This is a genomic window from Arthrobacter sp. NPDC093125, assembly GCF_044754225.1.
Taxonomy (GTDB): domain Bacteria; phylum Actinomycetota; class Actinomycetes; order Actinomycetales; family Micrococcaceae; genus Arthrobacter.
In genome coordinates this window covers 485,257-511,015 of sequence record NZ_JBIVOQ010000001.1, presented here as the reverse complement: position 1 = coordinate 511,015, position 25,759 = coordinate 485,257, and the positions used below count along the sequence as shown (strand labels likewise).

The 25,759-nt window shown below is 66.7% G+C and carries 25 protein-coding genes; 22 read left to right on the top strand and 3 right to left on the bottom strand.

Annotated elements, in window-relative coordinates; translation table 11 throughout:
• Positions 1–42 precede the first annotated feature (42 nt).
• The 14 genes from ACIP9X_RS02345 to ACIP9X_RS02280 all read left to right on the top strand — a co-directional run bounded on the left by ACIP9X_RS02345 (position 43) and on the right by ACIP9X_RS02280 (position 14,709).
• The gene (locus ACIP9X_RS02345; RefSeq protein ID WP_400478105.1) at positions 43–1,173 is read left to right on the top strand and encodes a zinc-dependent metalloprotease; all 1,131 of its coding nucleotides are present in this window, start codon (positions 43–45) and stop codon (positions 1,171–1,173) included.
• A gap of 101 nt (positions 1,174–1,274) precedes the next feature.
• The gene (gene tilS, locus ACIP9X_RS02340; RefSeq protein WP_400478524.1) at positions 1,275–2,360 is read left to right on the top strand and encodes a tRNA lysidine(34) synthetase TilS; all 1,086 of its coding nucleotides are present in this window, start codon (positions 1,275–1,277) and stop codon (positions 2,358–2,360) included.
• 43 nt (positions 2,361–2,403) lie between these two features.
• A complete protein-coding gene (gene hpt / locus ACIP9X_RS02335) occupies positions 2,404–2,955 on the top strand; it encodes a hypoxanthine phosphoribosyltransferase (RefSeq protein ID WP_400478104.1) in 552 nt (183 codons plus the stop codon).
• A gap of 1,034 nt (positions 2,956–3,989) precedes the next feature.
• Positions 3,990–6,056: an ATP-dependent zinc metalloprotease FtsH gene (ftsH, locus tag ACIP9X_RS02330; RefSeq protein WP_400478103.1), complete on the top strand. Its 2,067-nt coding sequence runs from the start codon at positions 3,990–3,992 to the stop codon at positions 6,054–6,056.
• Between the two features lie 10 nt (positions 6,057–6,066).
• On the top strand, positions 6,067–6,702 hold the full coding sequence (gene folE, locus ACIP9X_RS02325) for a GTP cyclohydrolase I FolE (protein WP_400478102.1): 636 nt from the start codon (positions 6,067–6,069) through the stop codon (positions 6,700–6,702).
• A gap of 10 nt (positions 6,703–6,712) precedes the next feature.
• Complete coding sequence (gene folP / locus ACIP9X_RS02320; RefSeq protein WP_400478101.1) at positions 6,713–7,633, top strand: dihydropteroate synthase; 921 nt, start codon at positions 6,713–6,715, stop codon at positions 7,631–7,633.
• A gap of 42 nt (positions 7,634–7,675) precedes the next feature.
• Positions 7,676–8,035, top strand: coding sequence for a dihydroneopterin aldolase (folB, locus tag ACIP9X_RS02315; protein WP_400478100.1), 360 nt, complete (start codon positions 7,676–7,678; stop codon positions 8,033–8,035).
• Positions 8,032–8,580, top strand: coding sequence for a 2-amino-4-hydroxy-6-hydroxymethyldihydropteridine diphosphokinase (folK, locus tag ACIP9X_RS02310; RefSeq protein ID WP_400478099.1), 549 nt, complete (start codon positions 8,032–8,034; stop codon positions 8,578–8,580). The genes folB and folK overlap by 4 nt, the downstream gene beginning before the upstream one ends.
• Before the next feature lie 2 nt (positions 8,581–8,582).
• Positions 8,583–9,110: a DUF3180 domain-containing protein gene (locus tag ACIP9X_RS02305; RefSeq protein WP_400478098.1), complete on the top strand. Its 528-nt coding sequence runs from the start codon at positions 8,583–8,585 to the stop codon at positions 9,108–9,110.
• Positions 9,091–9,603: a PH domain-containing protein gene (locus ACIP9X_RS02300; protein ID WP_400478097.1), complete on the top strand. Its 513-nt coding sequence runs from the start codon at positions 9,091–9,093 to the stop codon at positions 9,601–9,603. The genes ACIP9X_RS02305 and ACIP9X_RS02300 overlap by 20 nt, the downstream gene beginning before the upstream one ends.
• On the top strand, positions 9,600–11,144 hold the full coding sequence (locus tag ACIP9X_RS02295) for a PH domain-containing protein (RefSeq protein WP_400478096.1): 1,545 nt from the start codon (positions 9,600–9,602) through the stop codon (positions 11,142–11,144). Before ACIP9X_RS02300 ends, ACIP9X_RS02295 begins: the two co-directional genes overlap by 4 nt.
• Complete coding sequence (locus ACIP9X_RS02290; RefSeq protein WP_400478095.1) at positions 11,137–12,078, top strand: Rossmann-like and DUF2520 domain-containing protein; 942 nt, start codon at positions 11,137–11,139, stop codon at positions 12,076–12,078. Before ACIP9X_RS02295 ends, ACIP9X_RS02290 begins: the two co-directional genes overlap by 8 nt.
• Position 12,079: 1 nt before the next feature.
• On the top strand, positions 12,080–13,009 hold the full coding sequence (locus tag ACIP9X_RS02285; RefSeq protein WP_400478094.1) for a 4-phosphopantoate--beta-alanine ligase: 930 nt from the start codon (positions 12,080–12,082) through the stop codon (positions 13,007–13,009).
• A gap of 164 nt (positions 13,010–13,173) precedes the next feature.
• Positions 13,174–14,709, top strand: coding sequence for an MDR family MFS transporter (locus tag ACIP9X_RS02280; protein WP_400478093.1), 1,536 nt, complete (start codon positions 13,174–13,176; stop codon positions 14,707–14,709).
• A 111-nt stretch (positions 14,710–14,820) separates the two neighbouring features.
• On the opposite strand, the gene ACIP9X_RS02275 is transcribed toward ACIP9X_RS02280, so the two are convergent.
• Positions 14,821–15,657 carry an alpha/beta fold hydrolase gene (locus ACIP9X_RS02275; RefSeq protein WP_400478092.1) on the bottom strand — a complete coding sequence of 279 codons (837 nt, stop codon included), beginning with the start codon at positions 15,655–15,657 and terminating at the stop codon, positions 14,821–14,823.
• Positions 15,658–15,732: 75 nt separating this feature from the next.
• Positions 15,733–16,671: an alpha/beta fold hydrolase gene (locus ACIP9X_RS02270; RefSeq protein ID WP_400478091.1), complete on the bottom strand. Its 939-nt coding sequence runs from the start codon at positions 16,669–16,671 to the stop codon at positions 15,733–15,735.
• A gap of 117 nt (positions 16,672–16,788) precedes the next feature.
• Here ACIP9X_RS02270 and lysS point away from each other — a divergent pair, with 117 nt between their 5' ends.
• The 8 genes from lysS (at position 16,789) to dhaM (ending at position 25,187) form a co-directional block, all read left to right on the top strand.
• Positions 16,789–18,327 (top strand): lysine--tRNA ligase, encoded by a 1,539-nt coding sequence (gene lysS, locus ACIP9X_RS02265; protein WP_400478090.1) that lies wholly within the window; start codon positions 16,789–16,791, stop codon positions 18,325–18,327.
• 2 nt (positions 18,328–18,329) lie between these two features.
• Positions 18,330–18,620, top strand: coding sequence for a hypothetical protein (locus ACIP9X_RS02260; protein ID WP_400478543.1), 291 nt, complete (start codon positions 18,330–18,332; stop codon positions 18,618–18,620).
• A gap of 170 nt (positions 18,621–18,790) precedes the next feature.
• A complete protein-coding gene (locus ACIP9X_RS02255) occupies positions 18,791–19,117 on the top strand; it encodes an Lsr2 family protein (RefSeq protein WP_400478089.1) in 327 nt (108 codons plus the stop codon).
• A gap of 486 nt (positions 19,118–19,603) precedes the next feature.
• Positions 19,604–22,096 (top strand): ATP-dependent Clp protease ATP-binding subunit, encoded by a 2,493-nt coding sequence (locus ACIP9X_RS02250; protein WP_400478088.1) that lies wholly within the window; start codon positions 19,604–19,606, stop codon positions 22,094–22,096.
• A 127-nt stretch (positions 22,097–22,223) separates the two neighbouring features.
• A complete protein-coding gene (locus ACIP9X_RS02245) occupies positions 22,224–22,733 on the top strand; it encodes an amino-acid N-acetyltransferase (protein WP_400478087.1) in 510 nt (169 codons plus the stop codon).
• Positions 22,734–22,876: 143 nt separating this feature from the next.
• Positions 22,877–23,878 (top strand): dihydroxyacetone kinase subunit DhaK, encoded by a 1,002-nt coding sequence (dhaK, locus tag ACIP9X_RS02240; protein ID WP_400478086.1) that lies wholly within the window; start codon positions 22,877–22,879, stop codon positions 23,876–23,878.
• Positions 23,878–24,507, top strand: a complete 630-nt coding sequence (gene dhaL, locus ACIP9X_RS02235; protein WP_400478085.1) for a dihydroxyacetone kinase subunit DhaL — start codon at positions 23,878–23,880, stop codon at positions 24,505–24,507. Before dhaK ends, dhaL begins: the two co-directional genes overlap by 1 nt.
• The gene (gene dhaM / locus ACIP9X_RS02230) at positions 24,504–25,187 is read left to right on the top strand and encodes a dihydroxyacetone kinase phosphoryl donor subunit DhaM (protein WP_400478084.1); all 684 of its coding nucleotides are present in this window, start codon (positions 24,504–24,506) and stop codon (positions 25,185–25,187) included. Before dhaL ends, dhaM begins: the two co-directional genes overlap by 4 nt.
• Before the next feature lie 69 nt (positions 25,188–25,256).
• Here the strand turns inward: dhaM and ACIP9X_RS02225 are convergent, their stop codons facing one another.
• Positions 25,257–25,682, bottom strand: coding sequence for a hypothetical protein (locus tag ACIP9X_RS02225; RefSeq protein ID WP_400478083.1), 426 nt, complete (start codon positions 25,680–25,682; stop codon positions 25,257–25,259).
• Between the last annotated feature and the right edge of the window lie 77 nt (positions 25,683–25,759).

Below are 25,759 nucleotides of genomic sequence, written 5' to 3'. Positions count from 1 at the left end.
ACTTAAGGCGCAATTTCAGGGGCGTGTGATCTGATGGATCGTATGGAGTCAACAGCAGGCCAGACATCGGCCGCAGGCCAGACCTCTGCCCCAGCCCTGATCAATTGGGAACTTGCCGCGTCCGCTGCCGCCCGGCTGGCCCCGCCCGGACCTTCCTTGAGTCCGAGGGAGATCGGCGACGCCGTCGACCAGCTCCGTGCAGCAGCCGATGCGTCGGTTCCACACGTGCATCACATCACCGGGCTGGAAGCCGCCCGTGATCTGCGGGACTCCTCCGTCCTCGTGGTGGACCGCGCGTCCTGGTCAAGGGCGAACACCCAAAGCTTCGCCGTTATGCTCAAGCCGGCCATCGACCGGATGGTGGAGAACCGCAAGGGAACCATCAGCCCCGGCGCGGCGAGCGTCAGCGGCGCCATCACCGGCAGCCAGCTCGGCGCCGTGCTTGCGTTCCTTTCAAGCAAGGTGCTGGGGCAGTACGATCCCTTCGCAGCGCTCGCGGAAGGTTCCGGCGCCCCCTCCGGCGGCCGGCTGCTTCTCGTCGCCCCGAACATCATTGCCGTGGAGCGCGAGCTGAACGTGACGCCCGAGGACTTTCGGCTGTGGGTCTGCCTGCACGAACAGACCCACAGGGTGCAGTTCGCTGCTGCGCCCTGGCTCCGGCACCACATGCTGAATGAGATCGACAATCTCAGCAGCCATCTCCTCGGCAACGTCGACTCGCTGATGGAGCGGGCGTCAGCGGCAGCCCGGTCCCTGAAGGACAGGTCGATGACAGGCGACACCCCCGGCAGGGGAGCCATCCTGGACCTTCTGCAGAAGCCCGAGGAAAAAGAGGCACTGTCCCGTCTCACGGCCGTGATGAGCCTGCTCGAGGGGCACGCCAACGTGGTGATGGACGCTGTCGACGCAAGCATCGTGCCTTCCGTGAAGACCATCCGGCAGCGCTTCAACGAGCGCGGCAAGGACCGGGGCGTCATCGAGAAGTTCATCCGCAACCTGCTGGGCCTCGACGCGAAAATGCGCCAGTACAGCGACGGCGCCAAGTTCGTACGCGCCGTGGTGGATGTCGCCGGTATGGAGGGCTTCAATCGGGTCTGGGACTCCGCCGCGAATCTTCCCACCGAGCCGGAAATCCACGACGCCAGGATCTGGCTGGACAGGATGGGGTTCTAATTCCCGTGCAGGACACTACCGGCGGAGCCCTGGCGGGTCCCCTCCGAAGCGGACGACGGCGGCCGGGCCGCCTCGTGCCGGTCGTCGGCACCGCGCGGAAAATGCTGCAGGACGCCCTGGCCGAGGTGGGTTATCCGGACCGGATCCTCGTCGCGTGCAGCGGTGGACCTGATTCGTTGGCCCTAGCCGCGGTAGCTGCCTACTTTGCGCGCCGCGGACACGTGGACGGTCATCCCGTGGCCGTAGGCGCGGTGGTGGTGGATCACCAGCTGCAGGCGGGGTCTGCGGATGTGGCTGCCCGGACTGCCGAATCCCTCAAGGAGCTCGGCCTCAACCCGGTGCTGGTGCGTGCTGTCGATGTTGCCGCCGGCGGATTCGGGCCGGAGGCGGCGGCCCGGGACGCCCGCCATGCCGCGCTGGAAGCGGCCGCCGAGGAATGGAATGCTGGTGCGGTTCTGCTCGGCCACACGCTCGATGACCAGGCGGAACAGGTGCTGCTGGGGCTGGCCCGCGGTTCCGGCACCCGCTCCCTGGCCGGCATGCGGCCGGTGCGCGGCAAGCTGCTGCGGCCCTTCCTTGGGCTGCGCAGGGCGGAAACCCTGGAGATCTGCCGGGCCGAGGAACTCGATCCCTGGCATGACCCCAGCAACGCGGACCCCTCCTTCGCCCGGTCGCGGACCAGAGTGGAGGTCATGCCCCTGCTGGAGGAAAAACTCGGACCCGGCGTTGCCGAATCCCTGGCCCGGACAGCCGCCATCCTGCAACAGGACGCGGACTATCTGGACGAGGTGGCGGAGAGCACGTTCTCCGCACTCGCCGAGCGGTCCGGCCGGGACATCAGCCTGCCGGAAGAGGCCTTGACCGAACTCGCCCCGGCCATCCGGTTCCGGTTGATTGCCAAGGCCGCGGCCGACGTCGGAGGTCAACAGCCCAGCTACCAGCGGCTCCAGGCCGCAGAAGCGCTGCTGCGTCGGAAAGGATCCGCGGGTCCGGTCGAGCTGCCCGGGAGTGTGAGCGTCTACCGGCTTTCGCTGGCGCAGCTGGAGGCGGAAGCCCGGGAGGGCATGGAGGCCGGGGACGAGGCGGGCGCTCTAACGAAGGAGGCTTCCGCCGGAGCCGCAGGTCCCCGAGGAGGCGCACGCTGTGGGAAGCTAGTATTCCGGCTTTCCAAACCGACCCGTTTATAGTCGCACCAGCATCTAGACACCCGCATCTACACAGGAGCATTTGGTGGATTCATCCGACGTCCAGGCAGACCTCAAGCACGTTCTCTACTCCAAGGAACAGATCCAGCAGCGCATCACTGAGCTCGCGGCGCAGATTGACAAGGACTACGAGGGCCGCGACATCCTGATCGTCGGTGTGCTCAAGGGCGCCGTCATGGTCATGGCAGACCTGGCCCGGGCACTGCACTCGCACATCTCCATGGACTGGATGGCCGTATCCTCCTACGGCTCGGGCACGCAGTCCTCCGGCGTGGTGCGCATCCTCAAGGACCTCGACACCGACCTGATGGGCAAGGACGTGCTCATCGTCGAGGACATCATCGACTCCGGCCTCACCCTGTCCTGGCTCAAGACCAACCTCGAATCCCGCGGCACCGCATCCGTGGAAATCTGCACGGCCTTCCGCAAGCCGACGGCCGCCAAGGTGGAGATCGACGTCAAGTACGTAGGCTTCGACATTCCCAATGAGTTCGTGGTGGGCTACGGCCTCGACTACGCGGAGAAGTACCGCAACCTCGACTTCGTGGGTACCCTGGCGCCCCACGTTTACGAATAAGCCGTCCTGCAAGGACCTCTAGGCTTCCAACACTCCTCTTCAGGCCCTCCACTTCGCCGGGCTTCGCATTTTTGCACCTCTTTCTGTGACTCCGCCGCCGTCGAACCCGCTGAACACGGGCCCCGAGGGCGGCGGAGCTGCGACTATGCCAGGCAAAGTGGTGCAAAATTGCGGCTCGAGTGGGCTCCGCGGGTGAGAGTCGGGGCGCTGGGGCCGGTTCTGCTGAAGGTAGCGGGCCGTGCGCGGGGGAGTGGCGAGAGCCAGCCGGATCTGTTCCAGCATTTTCTCCGGGTGATGCACGCACCACGTCCTCGTATAGGTAGCGCAGCACCCGGTACCCGCCAGCCGCGCCTACGTTGTTCCGCCGGATGTCCTTCTTGAACTGGGGTTTGTTCAGGTGGAAGCCCACACCGTCGATTTCCACGATCAGGCAACCGTGGAGCACTCGACCATCACAAGGGCTTCCAGCTCGGGCAGGCACTGGAGTGCGTGGACCAGGACGTCTTTGAGCGGAAGCACCGGCGGGAGCAGCGTGGAGATATTTCCGTTGAACCTGTGGGCCGAGACACCTGCCGGCAGGCGGCGGTGGCTGGCCGCCAGGTGCGCCCGGGCCGGCTCCTTCAGCGCCCAAAGCCCATAGTGCGGCGCTGCGGATATGCAGGTGAGGGCCGCGTTGGCATCGTAGGCCTGGGCGAAGTCCGCGTCAGCCGAGGGCAGCCGGTAGACACCGTGCCGGAGTTTCGCCGGACCCCGTCATCCCGCGGCTGTAGGAGCGGGCTGGGGGCCAAAGTGGTGCAGAAATGCGAGCGGGCACGGGCCAACGCTGGCCCCGGACGCAGCCCGGGATCGCTGAAGTTATACCCCGGCACAGGCTGCCCATACCGGTGGGGACTACGCCCACAGGGAACTTTTGCTGTACCCGGTGCGTGAATTACTCCGGCGGTGTAATGCTAGAACTGACGCAGCACCACACGCGCGCGCAGACCAGGCGCCGTGCAGCACTACCAGGAGGGACGGGGCCTGCCCCCGAACAGATGAAAGCAAAGAGTTTCTTCAAGGGCCCGGGCATCTGGATCATCGTTGTGGTCGGCATGCTTCTGCTGGCCTTTGCCACGTTGGCTCCGGGCGGTGCGACGCGGATCGACACGCAGCCCGGCCTCGAGCTGCTTGCCGAGAGCGGCAAGGTTGAACAGGCAAAGATCTTCGACGGCGAGAACCGCGTGGACCTGGTCCTGAAGGACAACCTCGTCATCGACGGTCAGGACAAGGGCAAGAACGTCCAGTTCTTCTTCGTCAATGACCGCGGACCTGATGTGGTCAAGGCCGTCACGGACGCCAACCCCTCGAAGGGCTACACGGACCAGCCGGTAGAGAGCAACTGGCTGTCCGGGCTGTTCTCCCTGCTGATCCCGGTGCTGCTGCTCGGTCTCCTGTTCTGGTTCCTCCTCTCACGCATGCAGGGCGGCGGCTCCAAGGTCATGCAGTTCGGCAAGTCCAAGGCCAAGATGGTCAATAAGGACATGCCTCAGGTGACCTTCGCGGACGTCGCCGGTGCCGACGAGGCCGTTGAGGAGCTTCAGGAGATCAAGGAATTTCTGGCCGAGCCGGCCAAGTTCCAGGCCGTGGGCGCCAAGATCCCCAAGGGCGTGCTGCTGTACGGCCCTCCGGGCACCGGCAAGACACTCCTGGCCCGCGCCGTTGCAGGCGAGGCAGGCGTGCCGTTCTTCTCCATCTCGGGCTCGGACTTCGTTGAAATGTTCGTCGGTGTGGGCGCCTCCCGCGTCCGCGACCTCTTCGAACAGGCCAAGGCCAACTCGCCCGCCATCATCTTCGTCGACGAAATCGACGCCGTTGGCCGCCACCGCGGTGCCGGCATCGGCGGCGGCAACGACGAGCGCGAGCAGACCCTTAACCAGCTGCTCGTCGAAATGGACGGCTTCGACGTCAAGACCAACGTCATCCTGATCGCCGCCACCAACCGGCCCGACGTTCTGGACCCGGCGCTGCTGCGCCCCGGACGCTTCGACCGCCAGGTCTCCGTGGAAGCCCCGGACCTGATCGGCCGCGACCAGATCCTCCAGGTGCACGCCAAGGGCAAGCCGATCGCGCAGGGTGTGGACCTCAAAGCCGTCGCCAAGAAGACACCGGGCTACACCGGCGCCGACCTTGCCAACGTGCTTAACGAGGCCGCGCTGCTCACCGCCCGCTCCAACGCCAACCTGATCGATGACCGGGCGCTGGACGAGGCGATCGACCGCGTCATGGCCGGCCCGCAGAAGCGCAGCCGCGTCATGAAGGAACACGAGCGCAAGATCACCGCCTACCACGAAGGCGGCCACGCCCTCGTGGCGGCGGCGCTGCGCAACTCGGCGCCGGTCACCAAGATCACCATCCTGCCCCGCGGCCGTGCCCTGGGCTACACCATGGTGGTCCCGGAAAACGACAAGTACTCCGTCACCCGCAACGAGCTTCTCGACCAGATGGCGTACGCCATGGGCGGCCGCGTCGCCGAAGAGATCGTCTTCCACGACCCCTCCACCGGCGCCTCGAACGACATCGAGAAGGCCACGGCTACGGCCCGCCAGATGGTCACCCAGTACGGCATGAGCGAGCGAGTCGGTGCTGTGCGCCTCGGGCAGGGCGGCGGTGAGCCGTTCCTCGGCCGCGACGCCAGCCACGAGCGCAACTACTCGGACCAGATCGCCTACATCGTGGATGAGGAAGTCCGCCGCCTGATCGACCAGGCGCACGACGAGGCCTACGCCATCCTCACGGAGAACCGGGACGTCCTGGACCGGCTGGCACTGGAACTTCTGGAGCGCGAAACGCTGAACCAGTCGGAGATCGCCGACGTCTTCCGTGACATCCGCAAGCGCGACTTCCGCGAAGTATGGCTGTCCAAGGAGACGCGCCCGGTCCAGAAAACCGGTCCCGTGGAGTCCCGCCAGGAGCGCGCGGAACGCGAAGCCCAGGAGGAAGCGAAGGAGGCCCGGCTGGAGGAACCGCTGGACGCTTTGCCGCCGCATCCGCAGGGAGTTCCTGAGGACGCCACATTCCAAGGCGAAGTCACCGAAGCGGGCCCCGACGGCCACCACGGCTAAGCTCTTAGCTGTGACTCACTTCGACGACGACGACTTTTCCGCCTCCGCCGATCACTCGGCGTCGGGCGGACACGGCAAGCACAAGGTAGACAGGCCGCGCATTGAAGCGGCCGTGCGGGAGATCCTGCTGGCCATCGGAGAGGACCCGGACCGAGGGGGCCTGCAGGATACGCCCAAGCGCGTCGCCAAGGCCTACGCCGAGGTCTTTGCTGGCCTGCACCAGGATCCGGCCACCGTTCTTTCCACCACCTTCGACCTGGAGCACGAGGAACTGGTGCTGGTCAAGGACATCCCGTTCTACTCCACGTGCGAGCACCACCTGGTGCCATTCCACGGCATGGCCCATGTCGGGTACATCCCGTCGCACGACGGCAAGGTCACGGGGCTGAGCAAGCTGGCCCGGCTCGTGGACATTTTTGCCCGCCGTCCGCAGGTCCAGGAACGGCTCACCACGGAGATCGTCGAAGCTCTGGTCACATTCCTCAAGCCGCGCGGAGCCATCGTGGTGGTGGAATGCGAACACATGTGCATGTCCATGCGCGGCATCCGCAAGCCCGGGGCCAAAACCGTCACAAGCGCGGTCCGCGGGCAACTTCATGACCCGGCCACCCGTGCCGAAGCCATGAGCCTCATACTCGGAAGGTAAACAACAGACTATGGATTCCCTAGCTGCAGCACCTGGAACCGGACCCGCAACATCCCCGCTGCCCGTTCTGCGCAAACCGCGGCCGGCAGCGAAGTTTGAAGACCTGCCCACCGGCCGCACCCTGGTGATGGGCGTCCTGAACGTCACGCCGGACTCATTCAGCGACGGCGGCAAGCACCCGACCGCGGACAGTGCCATCGCCGCCGGCCTCCGGATGTTCTACGCCGGAGCCGACATCATTGACGTCGGAGGCGAATCGACGCGCCCGGGCGCAGAGGAAGTCAGCCCGGAGGAGGAGCAGCGGCGGGTCCTGCCCGTCATCGGGGCGCTGGTCAAAGCCGGCGCCCTGGTCAGCATCGACACCACCCACACCTCAACGGCGGAAGCCGCCCTCGAAGCCGGGGCGTCCATCATCAACGACGTCTCGGGCCTCAGCATCGAGCCCGGCATGGCCGAGCTGGTGGCCAGGAGCAAGGCACCCTACGTGCTGACCCACCGACGCGGCGACGCGAAGACCATGACATCCCTGACCGAATACCAGGACGTTGCCGATGACGTCGTGGCCGAACTCAGCGGCGTCCGGGACAAGCTGTACGCCGCCGGAGTCCTGCCCGAGCAGGTCATCATCGACCCGGGCATCGGCTTCTCCAAGACGGACGAGCAGAACTGGGAGCTCCTGCGGAACCTCGACCGGCTCGAGGCCATGGGCCACAAGGTGCTCGTAGGGGTGTCGCGCAAGCGCTTCCTGGGCACGCTTCTGACCGTCTCGGGCAAGGCTGCCCTCCCCGAGGAACGCGACGCCGCCACCGCAGCCGTCACGGCGATCACTGCAGCCCGGGGCGCCTGGGCCGTGCGGGTGCACGACGTCGGGTCCAGCCTTGACGCTGTGAAGGTCGCCGCACGCCTGGCGGCGCCGCAGCCCGGCAACTAATGCAGTCCGGCCAGTAAGCGGGAAGGTCTGAGCAGGAAGACGATGGACAGGATCTCACTGAGCGGTGTCACAGCCACCGGCTACCACGGGGTGTTCGATTTCGAGCGCCGCGAGGGCCAGCCGTTCGTGGTGGACGCCGTGCTGCACCTGGATTTCAGCCAGGCAGCAGCGTCCGACGATGTCAGGGACACCGCCCATTACGGTGAGGTGGCCGGCCGCATCAAGGACTGGATCACCGGTGAGCCTCTGAACCTCATCGAGGCCCTGGCCGTCAGAATGGCAGAGGGACTGCTCAAGGAATTCAGGATCAATGCCGTGGAGATCACCGTGCACAAGCCGAAGGCGCCCATCGAGGTGCCGTTCGGCGACGTCGCGGTGAGCGTCTTCCGGGAGCGCACATGAGCCCGGCGCAGCTGAAGTACACGCGGGCCGTCCTGGCCCTCGGCAGCAATCTGGGGGCGCGCAACGACACCCTGACGGAGGCCGTCGCTGACCTCGTGGACCGGCCGGAAGTCAGACTCCTCGCGGTCTCCCCGGTGGTGCAGACGAAAGCAGTCGGCGGGCCCGAAGGCCAGCCCGATTTCCTCAACATGGTGATCACCGTGGAGACATCCCTCGAGCCGCTTGAACTCCTGCGGTACTGCCAGTCCGTGGAGAACAAGCACCACCGCGTCCGGGAGGTCCACTGGGGGCCCCGGACCCTCGACGTGGACGTCATTGTTTATGGTGACGTCGAGAGCCAGGACCCGGAGCTCACCCTCCCGCACCCCCGGGCGGCCGGGCGGGCCTTCGTGCTCTACCCCTGGTCGCTGATCGAGCCGGCAGCAACCCTGAACGGCGAGCGGATCGGCGAACTGGCCGCCAAGGCAGCCGACTTCCCGGACCTCGCCCCGTTTGACGGCTTCGGCGACTTCAACGGAGTCCCCACAGCGGGAGCGGTGGAGTAGCGGTGAAGCCCCTGAACCCCCTGCTGCTCGCGGTGGTCGGACTGGCACTGGCCATCGCCGGCTGGTCCGCGGCCGTGCTGGGCAGCCGGTACGGAATGGCGACGCCGGTGCTGCCTCCCACCGGGCTCGTGACCATGGGCGTGATCGTTGTCCTGACACTCGTGATGGGCATCCGCGTCCTCCGATGGCGCAACGGCAAAAAGAAGAAAATGCTTAACCCGTTCCTGGCTGCCTGGACCCTGGTCCTCGCGCAGGCCTGCGCCTACACCGGGGCAATGCTGCTCGGCTGGCACGCGGGCATCTTCGTGCAGCTGCTGCAGATCTGGAGCCTGCGGAACAGCCAGGAGCTGACCTGGCTGGCCCTGGGCATGGCCGGCGGCGGGCTGGTCATGATCATTGTGGGGCTCGTCGTCGAACGCTTCTGCAGGATCCCGCCGGAAGACGGCGACGCAGACTCCGCCAAGGGGCTCCCGGGGCCGCGTCCCGGTAAAGCCAAAGGGGAAGGCGAATATGCCTACCGCGGCGATTGATCCGCCGGGCATTACCTGGCTCCGCGTTTCCCCCAAATATGTCACTGTCCGCCTGGTCGAGTGGGCAATTGGGAACCTGATCACCGTCGGGGTGCTCAGCCTGCCTTTGGTCTTTGTGCTGCTCGGCTGGTGGCGCTGGCCGCCGCTGTGGCTGGCCGTCGCCGTGCCGGCCTTCATGCTGGTCCTCGCCCTGTGGCGCCTGCTGCTGATTCCGCGCCAGGTCCGCGCCATCGGCTACGCCGAGCGCGACGACGACCTGCTGATCCGCGGCGGCATCTTCTTCCAGCGCGTCATGGTGGTGCCTTACGGCCGGATGCAGTACGTGGACATTAGTGTGGGGCCCGTTGAGCGCAGCCTCGGACTCTGCACGCTGAAGCTGCACACGGCCTCACCCGGAACGAACGCCTCCATACCCGGGCTGCCCACCGAGGAAGGGGCACGCCTGCGGGAGCAGCTATCGGCTCGCGGCGAAGCCAGGCTGGCCGGGCTGTGACCGCCGCCGGGCCCCCTCCCGTACAGCCTGAGAGGGCAGTGCCCGACGACGCGTGGCTCCGGGTACATCCGGCGTCACCCTTCGTGCGGGGCTGGGTGGCGCTGGCGGCCATTGCGTATTTTTTCGGACGTGATTCCTTCGAGCGGATGCTGCAGGGGCAGCCGCTCCTCGATGACCGGATAGCCGGCCGAGCCCCGTGGCTCCTGGCCGGCGGGGCGTTCTTGCTGCTGCTCGCGGTGTCCGGGTTCATCATGTCCTGGTACTTCACGCGCTACCAGGTGGCGGAGGGCTATGTCCGCGTCAACACCGGCTTCCTGTTCAGGCAGCAGCGCCAGGCGCGCCTCGACCGGGTCCAGGCGATCGACATCGTGCAGCCCCTGCTGGCGAGGATCTTCGGGCTGGCGGAGCTGAAGTTTGAAGTGGCCGACGCCGGGGAGTCCGCCGTCCGGCTCGCCTACCTCCGCGTCGACGACGCCCGGCAGTTGCGCGCCACCATCCTCGCCCGCGCGGCGGGGGTCCGGATGGAACCCGGGCAGGCCGAGGCACCCGTGCCGGAGGCACCGGAGCAGCAGGTGCTGCGCGTCCCGCCGTCGCGCCTTATCGGATCCCTGCTGCTCAGCGAGCAGAGCGTGTTCATCGCGCTGGGCGGGGTGGTGTCCGTGGCCCTGTCCGCGGTCACCGAAAACCGGGGCTTTTTCCTGTACCTGATTCCGGCGGTGCTGGGTCTGTTCGCCTCTTATTGGGGGTCATTCCACAAGGGTTACAACTTCACCGCTGCGATCTCGCCGGACGGCATCAGGCTCCGCTACGGCCTCCTCGACACCCAGGCGCAGACCCTGCCGCCTGGCCGGGTGCAGGCACTGCGGGTGATCCAGCCGCCGCTGTGGCGCTTGTTCGGCTGGTACCGGATCCAGGTCAACGTGGCAGGCTATGGAGTTGTGGGAAACAACGGCGAGGCGGGGTCCCGGACCACCCTCCTGCCGGTCGGCGGCATCGACGACGTCCTGAATGTGCTGGCTATGGTTCTTCCGGACCCGGGAACCCCTGACCCCGTGGGTGTTTTCCGCGCAGGTCTTGAGGGCCTGGGTTCCGACGGCGGTTTTGTCACCTCGCCGCGGCGGGCCCGCTTCCTCGCGCCGCTGGCATGGCGGCGGAACGGCTTCACCGCGACAGACACTGCCCTGCTCGTCCGCTCGGGGCGCTGGTGGCGGGAGCTTGTCGTGGTGCCGCACCAGCGCACGCAGTCAATGGCCCTCCACCAGGGGCCGCTGGCCCGCCGGTTCCAGGTGGCGGACCTGGTGCTGCACACCACGGCAGGCCCGGTTACGCCGAGGGTGGTCCAGGCCGGGGTGAACGAGGCACAGGCACTGTTCGACGGGCAGGCTGCCCGTGCCCGCGCTGCCCGCCGCAGGCAAACCAGTGAGCAGTGGCTGGCGCAGGTCGCACCGCAGCTGCTGGAGCAGAGAACACCCGATCAGCAGCCCACCTACCCCCAGCAGAGTTCCCTATCCCAGCAACAGGAAGGCCCGCAACGTGGCTAAGCCCGGACGCCTCGGCGTCGGAATCATCGGCGCCGGCAAGGTAGGCGCCGTGCTGGGTGCTGCTCTGCGCGCTGCCGAGCACGCCGTCGTCGGGGTTTCCGCGGTGTCCGACGCGAGCCGGGAACGGGCCGAAACGCTGCTGCCCGGTGTTCCCGTCCTTGAGGTGCAGGACATCGTTGAGCGTTCGGAGTTGGTCCTGCTGGCCGTTCCGGACGACGCGCTCGGCGGCCTGGTGGAGGGGCTGGCTAAGCTCGGGGCCTGGCAGCCGGGGCAGCTCGTCGCGCACACCTCCGGCCGTTTCGGTGCCGGCATTCTGCACCCCGTCCGTGCGGCCGGCGCCGTGCCCCTGGCCTTGCACCCGGCCATGACATTCACGGGCATGAGCCTGGACCTGACCCGGCTGCTGGACTGCACGTTCGGCGTCACTGCCGACGCCGCAATGCTGCCGATCGCGCAGGCACTGGTGGTCGAGATGGGGGCTGAGCCGGTGGTGATCGCCGAAGCCGACAGGGTCATCTATCACGCCGCCCTGGCACACGGCTCCAACCACATGGCCACCCTCGTGGCGCAGGCGGCGCAGTTGCTGGGCGAAGTGGGCGTCGAAGCCCCCGAGCGCATGCTTGGGCCGCTGCTGCGGGCTACCCTTGAGAATGCCCTCGCCTCCGGCGAATCAGCCCTGACGGGGCCGGTGGCGCGCGGCGACGCAGGGACAGTCGGCGCGCATGTGCGGGCGCTGCGGGAGCATGACGGCGGTGCCTCCGGCGACATCCTCGAGGCGTACCTGGCGATGGCCTGGGCGACGGCGCGCCGGGCCGAAGGCAGGGGGCTGCTGAAGGCGGACCAGGTTGCAGGCATCACCGAGGCCCTGGCGCTGACCGACGACGACCCAGACGGCACGAATGAAGGCGGCCCCGGGGCCAGGGGAGGACACTGAAATGGCAATCCGAATCGTCACCACCGCAGCCTCCCTCCGCGCCCAAAGCCGCCTGCTGCTGACCCAAAAGCAGGGCTCTTCCGTGGGGCTGGTACCAACCATGGGGGCGCTGCACGAGGGCCACGCGCGGCTGGCGCGCACCGCCGTCGAGCAGAACGACGTGGTTGCGGCCTCCATCTTCGTGAACCCGCTGCAGTTCGGCGAAGCGGCGGACCTCGACCGGTATCCGCGGACCCTTGAGGCCGACGCGGAACTGCTCGAGGCGCAGGGAGTGGACCTGGTATTCGCGCCCTCCGTTGAGGAGATGTACCCGGACGGGCAGCCGACGGTCCGGATCTCATCCGGCAGGCTCGGGGAAAAGTGGGAGGGCGCCTCACGTCCCGGCCACTTCGACGGCGCCCTCACGGTGGTGGCCAAACTGCTGCACCTCGGAATTCCGGCCACCGGGTTGCCCGGGGCTCAGGCCTTCGCCGCCGGCTCCGGAGGAGGGCTGCCTGCCTACCGCGCGTACTTCGGGCAGAAGGACGCCCAGCAGCTCGCGCTCGTTCGGCAGATGGTCGCCGACCTGAACTTCCCGGTGGAGATCGTCGCCGTCCCCACCGTCCGGGACGCGGACGGGCTTGCCCTGTCCAGCCGTAACCGCTTCCTGTCCCCGGAGCAGCGCGACGCCGCGCTGGTCCTGTCCCGGGCATTGCGGCTCCTCGAGGAGCGCGCCATCGCCCGCAAGCCGCTCGAGGTCGAGTCAGCCCAGGCGCTCATCGAGTCACAGCCCCTGGTGGAGCTGGACTACCTTGAGGTGGTGGATCCCCGGACGCTGGAACCGCTGGCCGAGAACTGCCGCGAGACACCGTTCCGCGGCGAGGCGCTCGCGATCGTGGCGGCCAAGGTGGGACCGGTCCGGCTGATCGACAACCTTCCGCTGTTCTCGTAGGCCCGCCGGGGAGTCTGGGGCTAGCCTGGCCGGTATCCCCGGTGGTTTTACGGCATGCGAGGCTTATCACCTCCAGTGACGGGAATGCCGGGGACCACTAGACTGTTGGAGTCTGCAGCGGCGCTGACCGCCAAACACAACTTCCAACTCCTGAGGGCCCCGCCATGTCTAGCAAAGTCACGTTAAATTCCCATGGCGAGCCGGGGCAGGAGCCTGGTTCGGTCCTTGATTCCGCGCAGCCCACTGCGGCGACCGCTCCGCCCTCCGGCGCAGCCCGTCAACCCTCCAACGACAAGATGTCCCGCGAATCGGTGACTGTCATCGTTACGCTGCTGGTGGCGACCTTCGTCGTGATCCTCAACGAAACCATCATGAACGTCGCCCTGCAGCGCCTCATGGTGGACCTTCAGGTGGATGCGCCCACAGTGCAGTGGCTGTCCACAGGATTCATGCTCACCATGGCGGTGGTGATTCCGACCACCGGCTTCATCCTGCAGCGCCTGTCCACCCGGGCCGTTTTCCTGCTGGCCATGGGCCTCTTCGCAGGCGGCACCGCGCTGGCGGCGGTGGCCCCCGGCTTCGAAATCCTCCTGCTGGCCCGCGTTATCCAGGCCGGAGGCACGGCAATCATGCTGCCCCTGCTGATGACCACCATCCTTACCCTTGTTCCCTTGGCCCGCCGGGGCGCCGTCATGGGCAACGTCAGCATCGCCATCTCCGTGGCCCCTGCCATGGGCCCGACTGTTTCCGGTCTGATCCTCGAGCACTTCTCGTGGCGCTTCATGTTCGTCTTCGTCCTGCCGATTGCGCTGGCGGCCCTGGCGATCGGTGCCCGCTACCTGACGAACGTCGGCGAGACCGAGAAGTCCAGGCTCGACTTCCTCTCCGTCGCCCTGACCGTTCCCGCGTTCGGCGGACTGGTGTACGGCCTCAGCCAGATCGGCGGAGGCCACGGCGCCGGCGGCGGCCCGGGCGCTGCAGCACTGACGGCGCTGGCGGTGGGGGTCGCCGGGCTCGTGGTGTTCGTGCTGCGCCAGCTCCGGCTGCAGAAATCGGAGGCGCCGCTGCTGGACCTGCGGGCGTTCAACTTCCGGATGTTCACCGTGTCTGTGCTGCTGCTCGTGGTGGCCATGATTGCCCTGTTCGGCGCCGTGATCCTGCTGCCCTTGTACCTGCAGGAAATCCGCGGCCTGAAGTCCCTCGAGACCGGCCTGGCGCTGCTGCCGGGCGGCCTGGCCATGGGACTGCTCGGCCCGTTCATCGGCCGGCTGTTCGACAAGCTGGGCCCCCTGCCGCTCACGGTGACCGGATCTTCCCTCCTGGTCCTGTCGCTGTGGCAGTTCTCAATGCTTGACGCCGGCACCCCAGTCTGGTGGATCGTCACCCTGCACGTGGTGCTGAGTTTGGGGCTCGCGCTGCTGTTCACCCCGGCGTTCACCACCGGGCTAAACCCGCTGCCTCCGCACCTGTACTCGCACGGCTCGGCCATCATGAGCACTCTGCAGCAGGTGGCTGGCGCGGCGGGCACCGCGCTGCTCGTGTCGATTTTCGCCGTGGTGTCGGCGGGCTCCGGCCTCGTCGCGGGGATGAGTGCCGCGTTCCTGACGGCGACAGCCATAGCCGTTGCCGCCGTCGTCCTCGCCGCGATGATGCGCAAAACGGCAGGCGCCGAAGCACCCCAGGGCGCCCCCACCCACTAAGCGCGAACGGACACTTAAGCCCCGCAGCCCAGCGCGAACGTACAGTTAAGGCCCCATTTTCCCGGCGGGAAGGGGCCTTAACTGTACGTTCGCGCTGTGGTTTGGGCGGGCTCAGCCGGCGAAGAACTCGGCGAGGTCCGTGATGAGCTTGTCCGGGGCGCGGATGACGCCGTCGTGCCCGGAGCCCGGCAGGATGGTGTAGCTGGAGCCGGAGAGGACGTCGTGGATCTGCCCGCAGGCCACCCCGAAGTAGGCCGGGCTCTTCTCGCCGACAATGATGAGGGTCTCCAGCGGCAGTTGGAGGAACGGCTCGGCGGGCATGTCGGCGGCAATGATGGCCTTGATCTCGCGGACGCCGGTGCGCATGATCTCGCGCTGCTGCTTGCCCATCGAGGTGCCTGCCGTGAGCTTGTTCGCCAGGGTCAGCATGGACAGCGGCATGCGCGACGAGAACGGGCCGGCGGCTTCGAGCCCGCGCTGCAGGACGGCGAGGGCACGGTCGTCGTCCCCGGCGGCCGTCGCCCGCTCGTACTCGAGGGTCCAGTCGGCCTTGACGCTGTGGTTCACGGACACCGCGGGATCGTAGACAGCAAGGCGTTCCACCGGCAGCGTTCGGGCGGCGTGAAGGGCCACGGCCCCGCCGAAGCTGTGCCCGAAGACGTCCGTGCTGGACGTGTGCTTCATGACGGTGTCGAGGTCGCGGATGTCGACGTCCAGGGTGTAGTCGCCCTGCTGCTCTGAGGAGGCCCCGCGGCCGCGGCGGTTGAACGTGTGGACCGGGCGGCCGAGTTCGGCACTGAGTTTCTGGGCGAACCGGGTGTAGTCGGAGGCCGTGACCATGGAGGAGATGACGACCACGACGCCGGAACCCGCCGAGGCGAGTTCCGCGCCCGTGCTGAACAGCTCGAGTTTGGCGCCGTCCGGTGTGCTGATGATCTCGCGCGTCATGCTCCGAGCCTATCTGAGGTGGAGCGCCGCTGACAGCCGGGGCAGGCCCGGAAGGGGAGTTAAAGACAAACTTGTCTACCGCCGTCGTCCGCGCCTGCTCAGCGACGGGAGGCTGCCGTCGGTGCCGTTGAGGAAGCGGGCCATCCGAACGGCGAGGCGCTTTCCCGGGCGGATGGGGCCTTCGTGCAGCTGGCCGGGCACCACGGCGAAATCGATGGCCGGCACAGCCGCTGCCAGCTGGCGGCCCGTCTCGGCGAAATACCCTGGGCTCCAGCCGCCGCTGAGCATGAGCGTGGGGGTGGACAGGTCCACGAAATCACTGATCTCCGCGTCGGCGTCCAGCACGGCCCGCATTTCCTTGACCGCTGTGGGCAACAGCTCCCGCATCTCCGCGCCGACGTTTGTCCTTGCGGACATGATGCTCAGCATCCGCAGCGCCCCCAGGGGCAGGTACGAGACGGGCCCCGCCGTTGCCAGGCCCTGCACCAGATGCGCCCAGGCATGGTTGAGCTGTCCGTCGCTGACCGCCTGCTCGAGCTCCGGGCGCCACCGGTGGTGGAGATTGCCCGAGAGGGACAGGGCCGCGTCGTAGGTCACGAGCCGCCGGATGGGCATGCTGCGGGCCGCCTGCAGGGCCACGAACCCGCCATAGCTGTGGGCCACCACATCTTCGGCGCCGGTTGCCCGCATCACGGCGGCAAGGTCGCCCACTTCGGTGGCGGCCGAATAGCCCTCCGGCTGGGCAGCGGACCCTGCCCGCCCCCGGCGGTTGTAGCAATGCACGGGACGGCTCAGCAGGATGCTGAGTTTGCGCGCGAACGGCCGGTACAGCGCGTCGGTCACCAGGGTGCCGTGGATAACGACGACGCCGGGAACCGCCGACGGGGGAGGCCCGCCTTGCGCCGTGCCTCCGTCTGCCGTGCCGCCGTCCGCGGTGGTGAGGGCAGGGGGCCGGAACGAATGCACCTCGAGCCGGCCGTCGTCGTCGTCCGTCTCAACAGTCCAAGTCTCCACATCCTGAGTCTATGCCCCACCCTCTTTAGAGTTTTTGTCCAGATAATGCCCCCAAATGGCCCCGGAGGTCCGAATATCTGGACAAAAACTCCAAGGGGGGAAGTCCCGGTAAACTTGATGCTTGTGACTTCCCAAAACACCCCCGCCCCCAAAAACGCCCCAGAGCCGCTCGACGCCAGCGAGCAGATGCGCATCCGCATGGAAAAGCGCGCCAAGCTGCTCGAACGCGGCACCGAGGCGTACCCGGTGGGCGTGGAGCGCACGCATTCCCTCAGCGAGATCCGCGAGAAGTACGCGCACCTGCAGGCAGACGACACCACGGGCGACGTCGTGGGCGTCACCGGACGCGTGGTGTTCGTCCGGAACACCGGAAAGCTCTGCTTTGCCACGCTGCAGGAAGGCGGCGTCGACGGCAAGGGCACCCGCCTGCAGGCCATGCTCAGCCTGGCCAACGTGGGCGAGGAAGCGCTCGCCGACTGGAAGGCCCTCGTGGACCTCGGCGACCACGTCTTCATCAAGGGCGAGGTTATCTCTTCCCGCCGCGGCGAGCTCTCGGTCATGGCGGAATCCTGGTCCATGGCGTCCAAGGCGCTGCGCCCGCTGCCCGTGCTGCACGCGGAACTCAATGAAGAAACCCGCGTCCGCCAGCGCTACGTCGACCTGATGGTGCGCGATGAGGCCCGCGAGATGGTTTACACACGCGCGGCCATCACCCGTTCCATCCGCGAGACCCTGTTCCGGCACAACTACGTCGAGGTGGAAACCCCCATCCTGCAACTGGTGCACGGTGGCGCCCTGGCCCGGCCGTTCGAGACGCACATGAATGCGTTCGACCAGAAAATGACCCTCCGCATCGCCACCGAGCTGTACCTCAAGCGTGCCGTGGTGGGCGGCATTGACCGTGTCTACGACATGGGGCGCGTGTTCCGCAACGAGGGCGTGGACTCCACCCACAGCCCGGAGTTCACCACCCTCGAGAGCTACGAAGCCTGGGCGGACCAGTTCGTCATGGCCGAGCGCATCAAGGAGATCATCCTCGACGCCGCCGACGCCGTGGGCGCCGGACGCATTCTGCAGACCGAAGCCGGCGAGATCAACCTCGACGGCGACTGGGCCTGGGTGTCCGTGTACCCCGGCCTTTCCGAGGCCATTGGCCAGGAGATCACCCCGGACACCCCGCTGGAGGAACTGCGGGCCGTGGCCGAGAAGCATGAGGTCAAGGTTGACCCCAAGTGGGACGCCGAGAAACTGGCCGTAGAGCTGTTTGGTGAAATCGTGGAGCCCACGCTGCTGAACCCCACGTTTGTCTACGACTACCCGCCCTCGGCCCAGCCTTTGGCCCGCCCGCACCGCGAGGACGGTCGGCTGATCGAGGCCTGGGACCTGATCATCGGCGGCATGGAGCGCGGCACCGCATTCTCCGAGCTCATCGACCCCGTCATCCAGCGCGAACGCCTCACGGAGCAGTCCAGGCACGCCGCCGCCGGCGACGTTGAAGCCATGCAGCTGGACGAGGACTTCCTCCGCGCCCTCGAATACGGTGCGCCTCCCATGGGCGGGATCGGCCTGGGCATTGACCGGTTGGTCATGCTGTTCACCGGCGCCGGCATCCGCGAAACCATCCTGTTCCCGCTCCTGAAGCCCGAGGGCCACTGACCATGGAATACGTCGCCGTCCTGCTGCCTTCCCTGGTGGTGGGCCTGCTCTTCTGGTTTGCCATGCGGGCAATCTTCAACGCTGACAAGTCCGAACGCCAGGCCGAGGCCAAAGCACAGGCCGAGGCAGATGCCAAGGCCGCGCGCGCCGCTGCCCAGGCTTCGCCTGCTGTGCCGCCTGCTGTGCCGCTGGGCGATAAGCAGCCCGGAAAGCCGGAGGATTCCGCACAGCGCGGCCCGGAGGCTATTCCGCCTGCCGGCCCATCAGGTTCTTCGAGCGAATCCGACAAATAACCGGAAGCCGTTTTTTCTCCGTTCTTCTCTCCTTCTTCGCAGTTCTTCCCTCAGGGGCGCCCCAAGGAACCGATGCGTGTTTTGACGCGTTGCCTTAATCGGGGAGATACTTTAGGTGGAAACATCCTGCTTATCTGATCACACGTCCCTTTCCAAAAGAGAGAATTTTGATGGCACAGAAAGTAAATATCGTCCTCGTTGACGATCTGGATGGGGGATCGGCGGACGAAACCGTCCGTTTTGGGCTCGATGGCGTCGGTTACGAAATTGACCTGTCATCTGCCAATGCTTCAGAACTAAGGTCTGCTTTGGAACGCTTTGTTTCAGCAGCCCGCAAGACGTCCGGCGGACGCCCTGCCCGTGGCAAGGCTGCAGGCGGACGTAACCAGGACTCTGCGCAGATACGCCAGTGGGCAAGGGAGCACGGTTACACGGTTAATGCCCGCGGCCGTATCCAGGCGGAAATCCAGGAAGCGTACCAAAAGGCCAATTCCTAGTTTGCTGTAGCTCTGAGCTATATAGGCGGCGCCCCCGGCATAGACCGGGGGCGCCGCCTTTTTAATCACCCAGCCGGCACGCAAAGGCTTTAACCCTGCTGCCTTCCTGAGGTTAAAAGATTCCCGACGCCGGAAACACCAAGAATCTCACGTATCCCTTTGCCACCATGATTCTCCTTACAATCAGGGATTCCAGCGGGTCGCGGGTTATTTTGGCGGCAACAGGAGGTATGGGCGCCGTTTCCCGGCGCTCAAACCGTCATTGGGCGATTGGCGGGGCCGGCAAATCCGTATTTGCAGGACCGGGCGAATGCGGCGCCGTCCCAGCGCCCATGTCCGCCGCTGCTGCTCCGCCCCGGAGCTGCCTCGGAGGCCGTGCGGGGGAGGGACTCACAGTGCTGCGGTTTCCCCTGTGGCGAACAAGCTCCCCAAGTCGCATCACGTCCACGTAGCATCAAAGTACGTCGTAGCTAGGAGTGTGGCGAAATGTTTGAGCGATTTACGGACCGTGCCCGTCGCGTAGTTGTGCTTGCCCAAGAAGAGGCACGCATGCTGAACCACAATTACATTGGTACCGAACACATCCTCTTGGGTCTGATCCACGAGGGTGAGGGCGTTGCCGCCAAAGCTCTTGAGTCCTTGAGCATTTCGCTCGACGGCGTCCGCGAGCAGGTGCAGGAGATCATCGGTCAGGGCCAGCAGGCCCCTTCCGGGCATATCCCCTTCACCCCCCGTGCCAAGAAGGTGCTGGAGCTCTCGCTGCGCGAGGCCCTGCAGCTCGGCCACAACTACATCGGCACGGAGCACATCCTGCTGGGACTCATCCGCGAGGGTGAGGGCGTTGCGGCCCAGGTGCTGGTGAAGCTCGGCGCTGACCTCAACCGCGTCCGCCAGCAGGTCATCCAGCTGCTGTCCGGCTATCAGGGCAAAGAGTCCACTGGTGCCGGCGTCGGCCAGAGCCAGGCGGAGGGCACTCCCGCAGGTTCAGTTGTCCTGGACCAGTTCGGGCGCAACCTGACGCAGGCTGCCCGCGAGAACAAGCTGGACCCTGTGATTGGCCGCGAGCAGGAAATGGAACGCGTCATGCAGGTCCTTTCCCGCCGCACCAAGAACAACCCTGTTCTTATCGGTGAGCCGGGCGTCGGCAAGACCGCCGTCGTCGAAGGCCTTGCCCAGGCGATTGTCCGCGGGGACGTCCCTGAGACCATCAAGGACAAGCAGCTGTACACGCTGGACCTCGGTTCCCTCGTGGCCGGCTCCCGCTACCGCGGTGACTTCGAAGAGCGGCTGAAGAAGGTCCTCAAGGAGATCCGTACCCGGGGCGACATCATTCTCTTCATTGACGAGATCCACACCCTGGTGGGTGCGGGTGCCGCTGAGGGTGCCATCGACGCGGCCTCGATCCTGAAGCCCATGCTGGCCCGCGGCGAGCTGCAGACCATCGGCGCCACCACGCTGGATGAGTACCGCAAGCACATTGAGAAGGACGCCGCGCTTGAGCGCCGCTTCCAGCCGATCCAGGTCAAGGAGCCGTCGGTCGCCCACGCGATCGAGATCCTGAAGGGCCTGCGTGACCGCTACGAGGCGCACCACCGCGTGACCATCACCGACGGCGCCCTCGCCTCGGCGGCGAACCTCTCCGAGCGCTACATCTCGGACCGCTTCCTGCCGGACAAGGCGATCGACCTCATCGATGAAGCCGGCGCCCGGCTGCGCATCCGCCGCATGACCGCTCCGCCGGAGCTGAAGGAAATGGACGAGCGCATTTCCCAGCTGAAGATGGAGAAGGAGTCCGCGATCGATGCACAGGACTTCGAAGGTGCCGCCGCGCTGCGCGACAAGGAGCAGAAGCTCATTACCGAGCGCTCTGAGAAGGAACGCCACTGGAAGACCGGCGGGATGGATGACATCTCCGAGGTCGACGAGGACCTGATCGCTGAGGTCCTGGCGAACTCCACGGGCATCCCGGTGTTCAAGCTGACGGAGGAAGAGTCCTCGCGCCTGCTGAAGATGGAAGACGAACTGCACAAGCGTGTCGTCGGCCAGGACGAGGCCATCAAGGCACTGTCCCAGGCCATCCGCCGCACCCGTGCAGGCCTGAAGGACCCGAAGCGTCCTGGCGGCTCGTTCATCTTCGCCGGGCCCACCGGCGTGGGCAAGACCGAGCTGGCCAAGGCCCTCGCCGAGTTCCTGTTCGGTGAAGAGGATGCCCTGATCACCCTGGACATGTCGGAATACTCCGAGAAGCACACGGTGTCGCGCCTCTTCGGTGCCCCTCCGGGCTACGTCGGCTACGAAGAGGGCGGGCAGCTGACCGAGAAGGTCCGCCGCCGTCCGTTCTCCGTGGTCCTGTTCGACGAAGTGGAGAAGGCCCACGCTGACCTCTTCAACTCGCTGCTGCAGATTTTGGAAGACGGCCGCCTGACCGACTCCCAGGGCCGCGTGGTGGACTTCAAGAACACCGTGATCATCATGACCACCAACCTCGGCACCAGGGACATCTCCAAGAGTGTCGCCACGGGCTTCCAGTCCGGCACCGACACCCAGACCGGCTACAACCGGATGCGTGCCCGGGTCACGGAGGAGCTCAAGCAGCACTTCCGCCCCGAGTTCCTGAACCGTGTTGACGACGTCGTGGTGTTCCCGCAGCTGACGCAGGACGAGATCATCGAGATCGTGGATATGTTCGTGATGCGCCTGGAGAAGCGCCTCAAGGACAAGGACATGGGCATCGAGCTGACCAAGGCGGCCAAGGTTCTCCTGGCCACCCGCGGTTACGATCCCGCCATGGGTGCCCGGCCGCTGCGCCGCACCATCCAGCGCGAGATCGAGGACCAGCTCTCCGAGAAGATCCTCTTCGGCGAGCTGCACCCCGGCGACATCGTGGTGGTGGACGTGGACGGCGAAGGCGACGACGCCAAGTTCACCTTCGCGGGCAACGCCAAGCCGCGCATCCCGGAGATCGCGCCGAGCGCCTAAATCCCGAACCCCTCTAAGCCCGAGCCCCCGGGCTCGGGCCCGGCAACACTCCCGAGAGACCCCGTCCGCACCCGCAAGGGTGCAGGCGGGGTCTCTTGTTGCGCCAGGCCTCCGTAAGATGGGGCCTGTGACTGACTCCTTCACCATCCGCCCCGCCCGCACCAGCGACGTCGCCTCCATCAAGAGACTCGTGGCGCCCCTTGCCGAGCAGCGGATCCTGATGGCCAAGGAGACAGTGGCGTACTACGAAAGCCTTCAGGAGTTCCGCATCGCCGAAGCGGCCGACGGCGAGGTCATCGGCTGCGGCGCACTGCACGTCATGTGGGAGGACCTGGCCGAAGTACGCACCCTGGCTGCTTCTGAGGCCTGGCGCGGCAAGGGCGTGGGCCACGTCCTGGTGGAAAGCCTCCTGAAGGAAGCAGCGGCTCTCGGCGTTTCCCGCGTGTTCTGCCTGACATTTGAGGTGGACTTCTTCAAACGCCACGGCTTCGAGGTGATGGCCGACCAGTCCGCCCTTGACCCGGAGGTCTACTCGGAACTGCTGCGCTCCCACGATGAAGGCGTGGCGGAGTTCCTGGACCTTGCCCGGGTGAAGCCAAACACGCTCGGCAACACGCGGATGATCAAGACGCTCTGATTGCCGACCCGGCGCTGACTGCAGCCCCGGCCTGATGGTGCCCGTCCGCTGCGGGAACTACCGCCGGGCCGGTGCCGGTAGTAGGGTCAAAGCACATCCAGACCGATGTCAATGAGAAGCACCGAGAGCCCAGGAGCCCGGCCGTGAAAAAGCTCATCAATGACCCGCGTGCGGTGGTGGACGAATCAGTGGAAGGATTTGGGCTTGCCCATGCCGACCTCGTCACCGTCAGCTCAGACCCTAAATATGTGACCCGCCGGGATGCGCCGGTGGCGGGCAAGGTAGGCCTGGTTTCGGGCGGTGGCAGCGGGCATGAACCGCTGCACGCCGGCTTTGTGGGCCGGGGAATGCTCGACGCCGCTGTGCCCGGCGCCGTCTTCACCTCACCGACGCCGGACCAGATCATTCCCGCCACACTCGCCGTGAACTCGGGGGCAGGCGTGCTTCACATCGTCAAGAACTACACCGGCGACGTCCTGAACTTTGAGACCGCAGCCGAGATGGCGCAGGCAGAAGGGGTCGAGGTCCGTACGGTGCTCGTCAATGATGACGTCGCCGTCGAGGACTCGCTGTACACCGCCGGAAGGCGGGGCGTGGGCGGCACCGTGCTGGTGGAAAAAATTGCCGGAGCCGCAGCGGAGCGCGGCGATGACCTTGACGCGGTGGCCGCCGTCGGTGACCGGGTCAACCAGAATGTCCGAACCATGGGTGTCGCCCTCACGGCGTGCACCGTTCCCCATGCCGGTTCGCCCAGCTTCGACCTTGACGACACGGAAATCGAGATCGGTATTGGCATCCATGGCGAGCCGGGCCGGCACCGGATTGCCATGGAACCGGCCGACGGCATCACCGACCGCCTGCTGGAACCGATACTGGAGGACCTTGGCCTCGCCTCCGGCGACAGGACCCTGCTGTTCGTCAATGGCATGGGCGGCACCCCGCTGAGCGAGCTCTACATCGTTTACCGGCGGGCTGCGCAGGTGCTGGCGGACCGGGGCGCGGTTGTGGAACGGTCACTGGTGGGCAACTACATCACGTCGCTCGAGATGCAGGGCTGCTCCATCTCGGTGCTTCGCCTCGATGACGAACTGACGGAGCTCTGGGACGCGCCCGTGCACACGCCTGCCCTGCGCTGGGGGGTGTGATGGCGGGGCTGGATGTCACGTGGGCGGTGAAGTGGCTGACGCTGTCCGCGCAGGCGATGGCTGAGCACCGCGTGGAGCTCATTGAACTGGACAGGGCCATCGGCGACTCCGATCACGGAGAGAACATGGACCGCGGCTTCCAGGCTGTCCTGGACAAACTCGCCGAGAACCCGCCGGAAACCCCGGGCGCGGCACTCAAGCTCACGGCCATGGCGCTCATGTCCAAGGTGGGCGGCGCTGCCGGTCCTCTGTACGGCACGGCGTTTCTTCGGGCCGCGACTGCACTCGGTGACACCGCATACATCGACGCACAGGCGCTGGCTGCGGCTCTTGCCGCAGCGCGGGACGGAATCGTCGCCCGGGGCAAAGCTGAACCCGGTGACAAGACGATGGTGGATGCGTGGACTCCGGCGGTTGAAGCGGCGACGGCGGCAGCATCAGCGGGCGACGCCCTTTCCGTGCTGATAGCGGCTGCTGAGGCGGCCGAGGCCGGTGCCGTGGCCACCGACCCGCTCGTGGCCCGGAAGGGCCGCGCAAGCTACCTGGGCGAGAGGAGCGCCGGGCACCGTGACCCCGGGGCGGCCTCGAGCGCACTGATTCTCCGGGCCGCGGCCGGAGCCGCTGCATGAGCGTTCGGATCGTCGTGGTGTCCCACAGCGAGAAAATTGCTGAGGGAGCAGTGGAACTCGCCGCCCAGATGGCCCCGGACGTGATGATGGTTCCGGCCGGCGGCACCTCGGACGGCAGGATCGGCACCAGCCTCGAGAAGGTGATGGCTGCCCTTGAGCAGGTCGACGGCGGCGACGGCGTCGTGGTGCTGACCGACCTGGGCTCTGCCGTCATGACCGCTGAATCCGCCCTGGAATTCGCCGGCAGCCCGTCCGGCGTCCTCCTGGCCGACGCGCCGCTCGTCGAGGGCCTCGTGGCTGCGGCCGTGGCAGCCCAAAGTGGTGCCGGCGTTCAGGATGTCCGGAGCGCGGCCGAGGCGATGGGCGCCGGCCGCAGCCAGGGGGCCGGCGCCGGTCCTGCCGCGGACGGAGGCATGCGGGCACCCGATGCGAGCGGTGACTTTGAGCTGGTCAACAAGGCTGGCATGCACGCCCGGCCTGCCGCCAAGATCGCCGGAGGAGTGGCAGGCATGGACGCGGAGGTGACGGTGAACGGCGTGGACGGCGCCTCGATGACCGGGCTCATGACCCTTGGAGCAGGAAAAGGCTCGGTCCTGCACGTCGAGGCATCGGGACCGGACGCGGAACGCGCCGTCGAGTATGTGGGAAGCCTCGTGCGGGCAGGGTTCGGGGAGCCCTGACGGCCAAGCCCCGAACCCTGCCCTGACGGCCAAGCCCTGAGGGGCGCTGTTCGGCAGATCCTGCGGCAGCTACTTGGCCGCGGCATCCTCCCGCAGGCCGCTCCCGTCCAGTACTACAGACGCGGTGATGAACCGGCCGCACTGCTCGCCGAACGGATAATTCCCGTCGGGCGTGAAGCGCAGAGTGCGGACAGGAAGCGGCCTGCCGTTGCTCAGGGTGCCGCTGACCGTGACGTTCATCGGCGATTCGCTCAGTGCCGGAAGATGCAGGATGCCTCTCTTGGTCCCGTCAGGCTTGGAGGTGGCGGAGCAGACGCTGTCCGGGCCGTAACCGTAGCCGCCCGGGGCTTCGACCGCCGGAGAGCAGCCCTGGTCCACGCTAATCGTGCCCGGCACCAACTCGAGCTTCTCGGCCTTGCAGGCGCCGTCCTGGCAGGCTTTCATGCTGAGTCCCTGCACTGCGCCGGCGTAGCCGGCTGCGACCGTCAGGGACACCCCTGGCGCCTGCGCGATCGAAGGACAGGCCACCTCAAATGTCGCGCAGCCGGACAGAAGGGCTGATGTGGAGAATG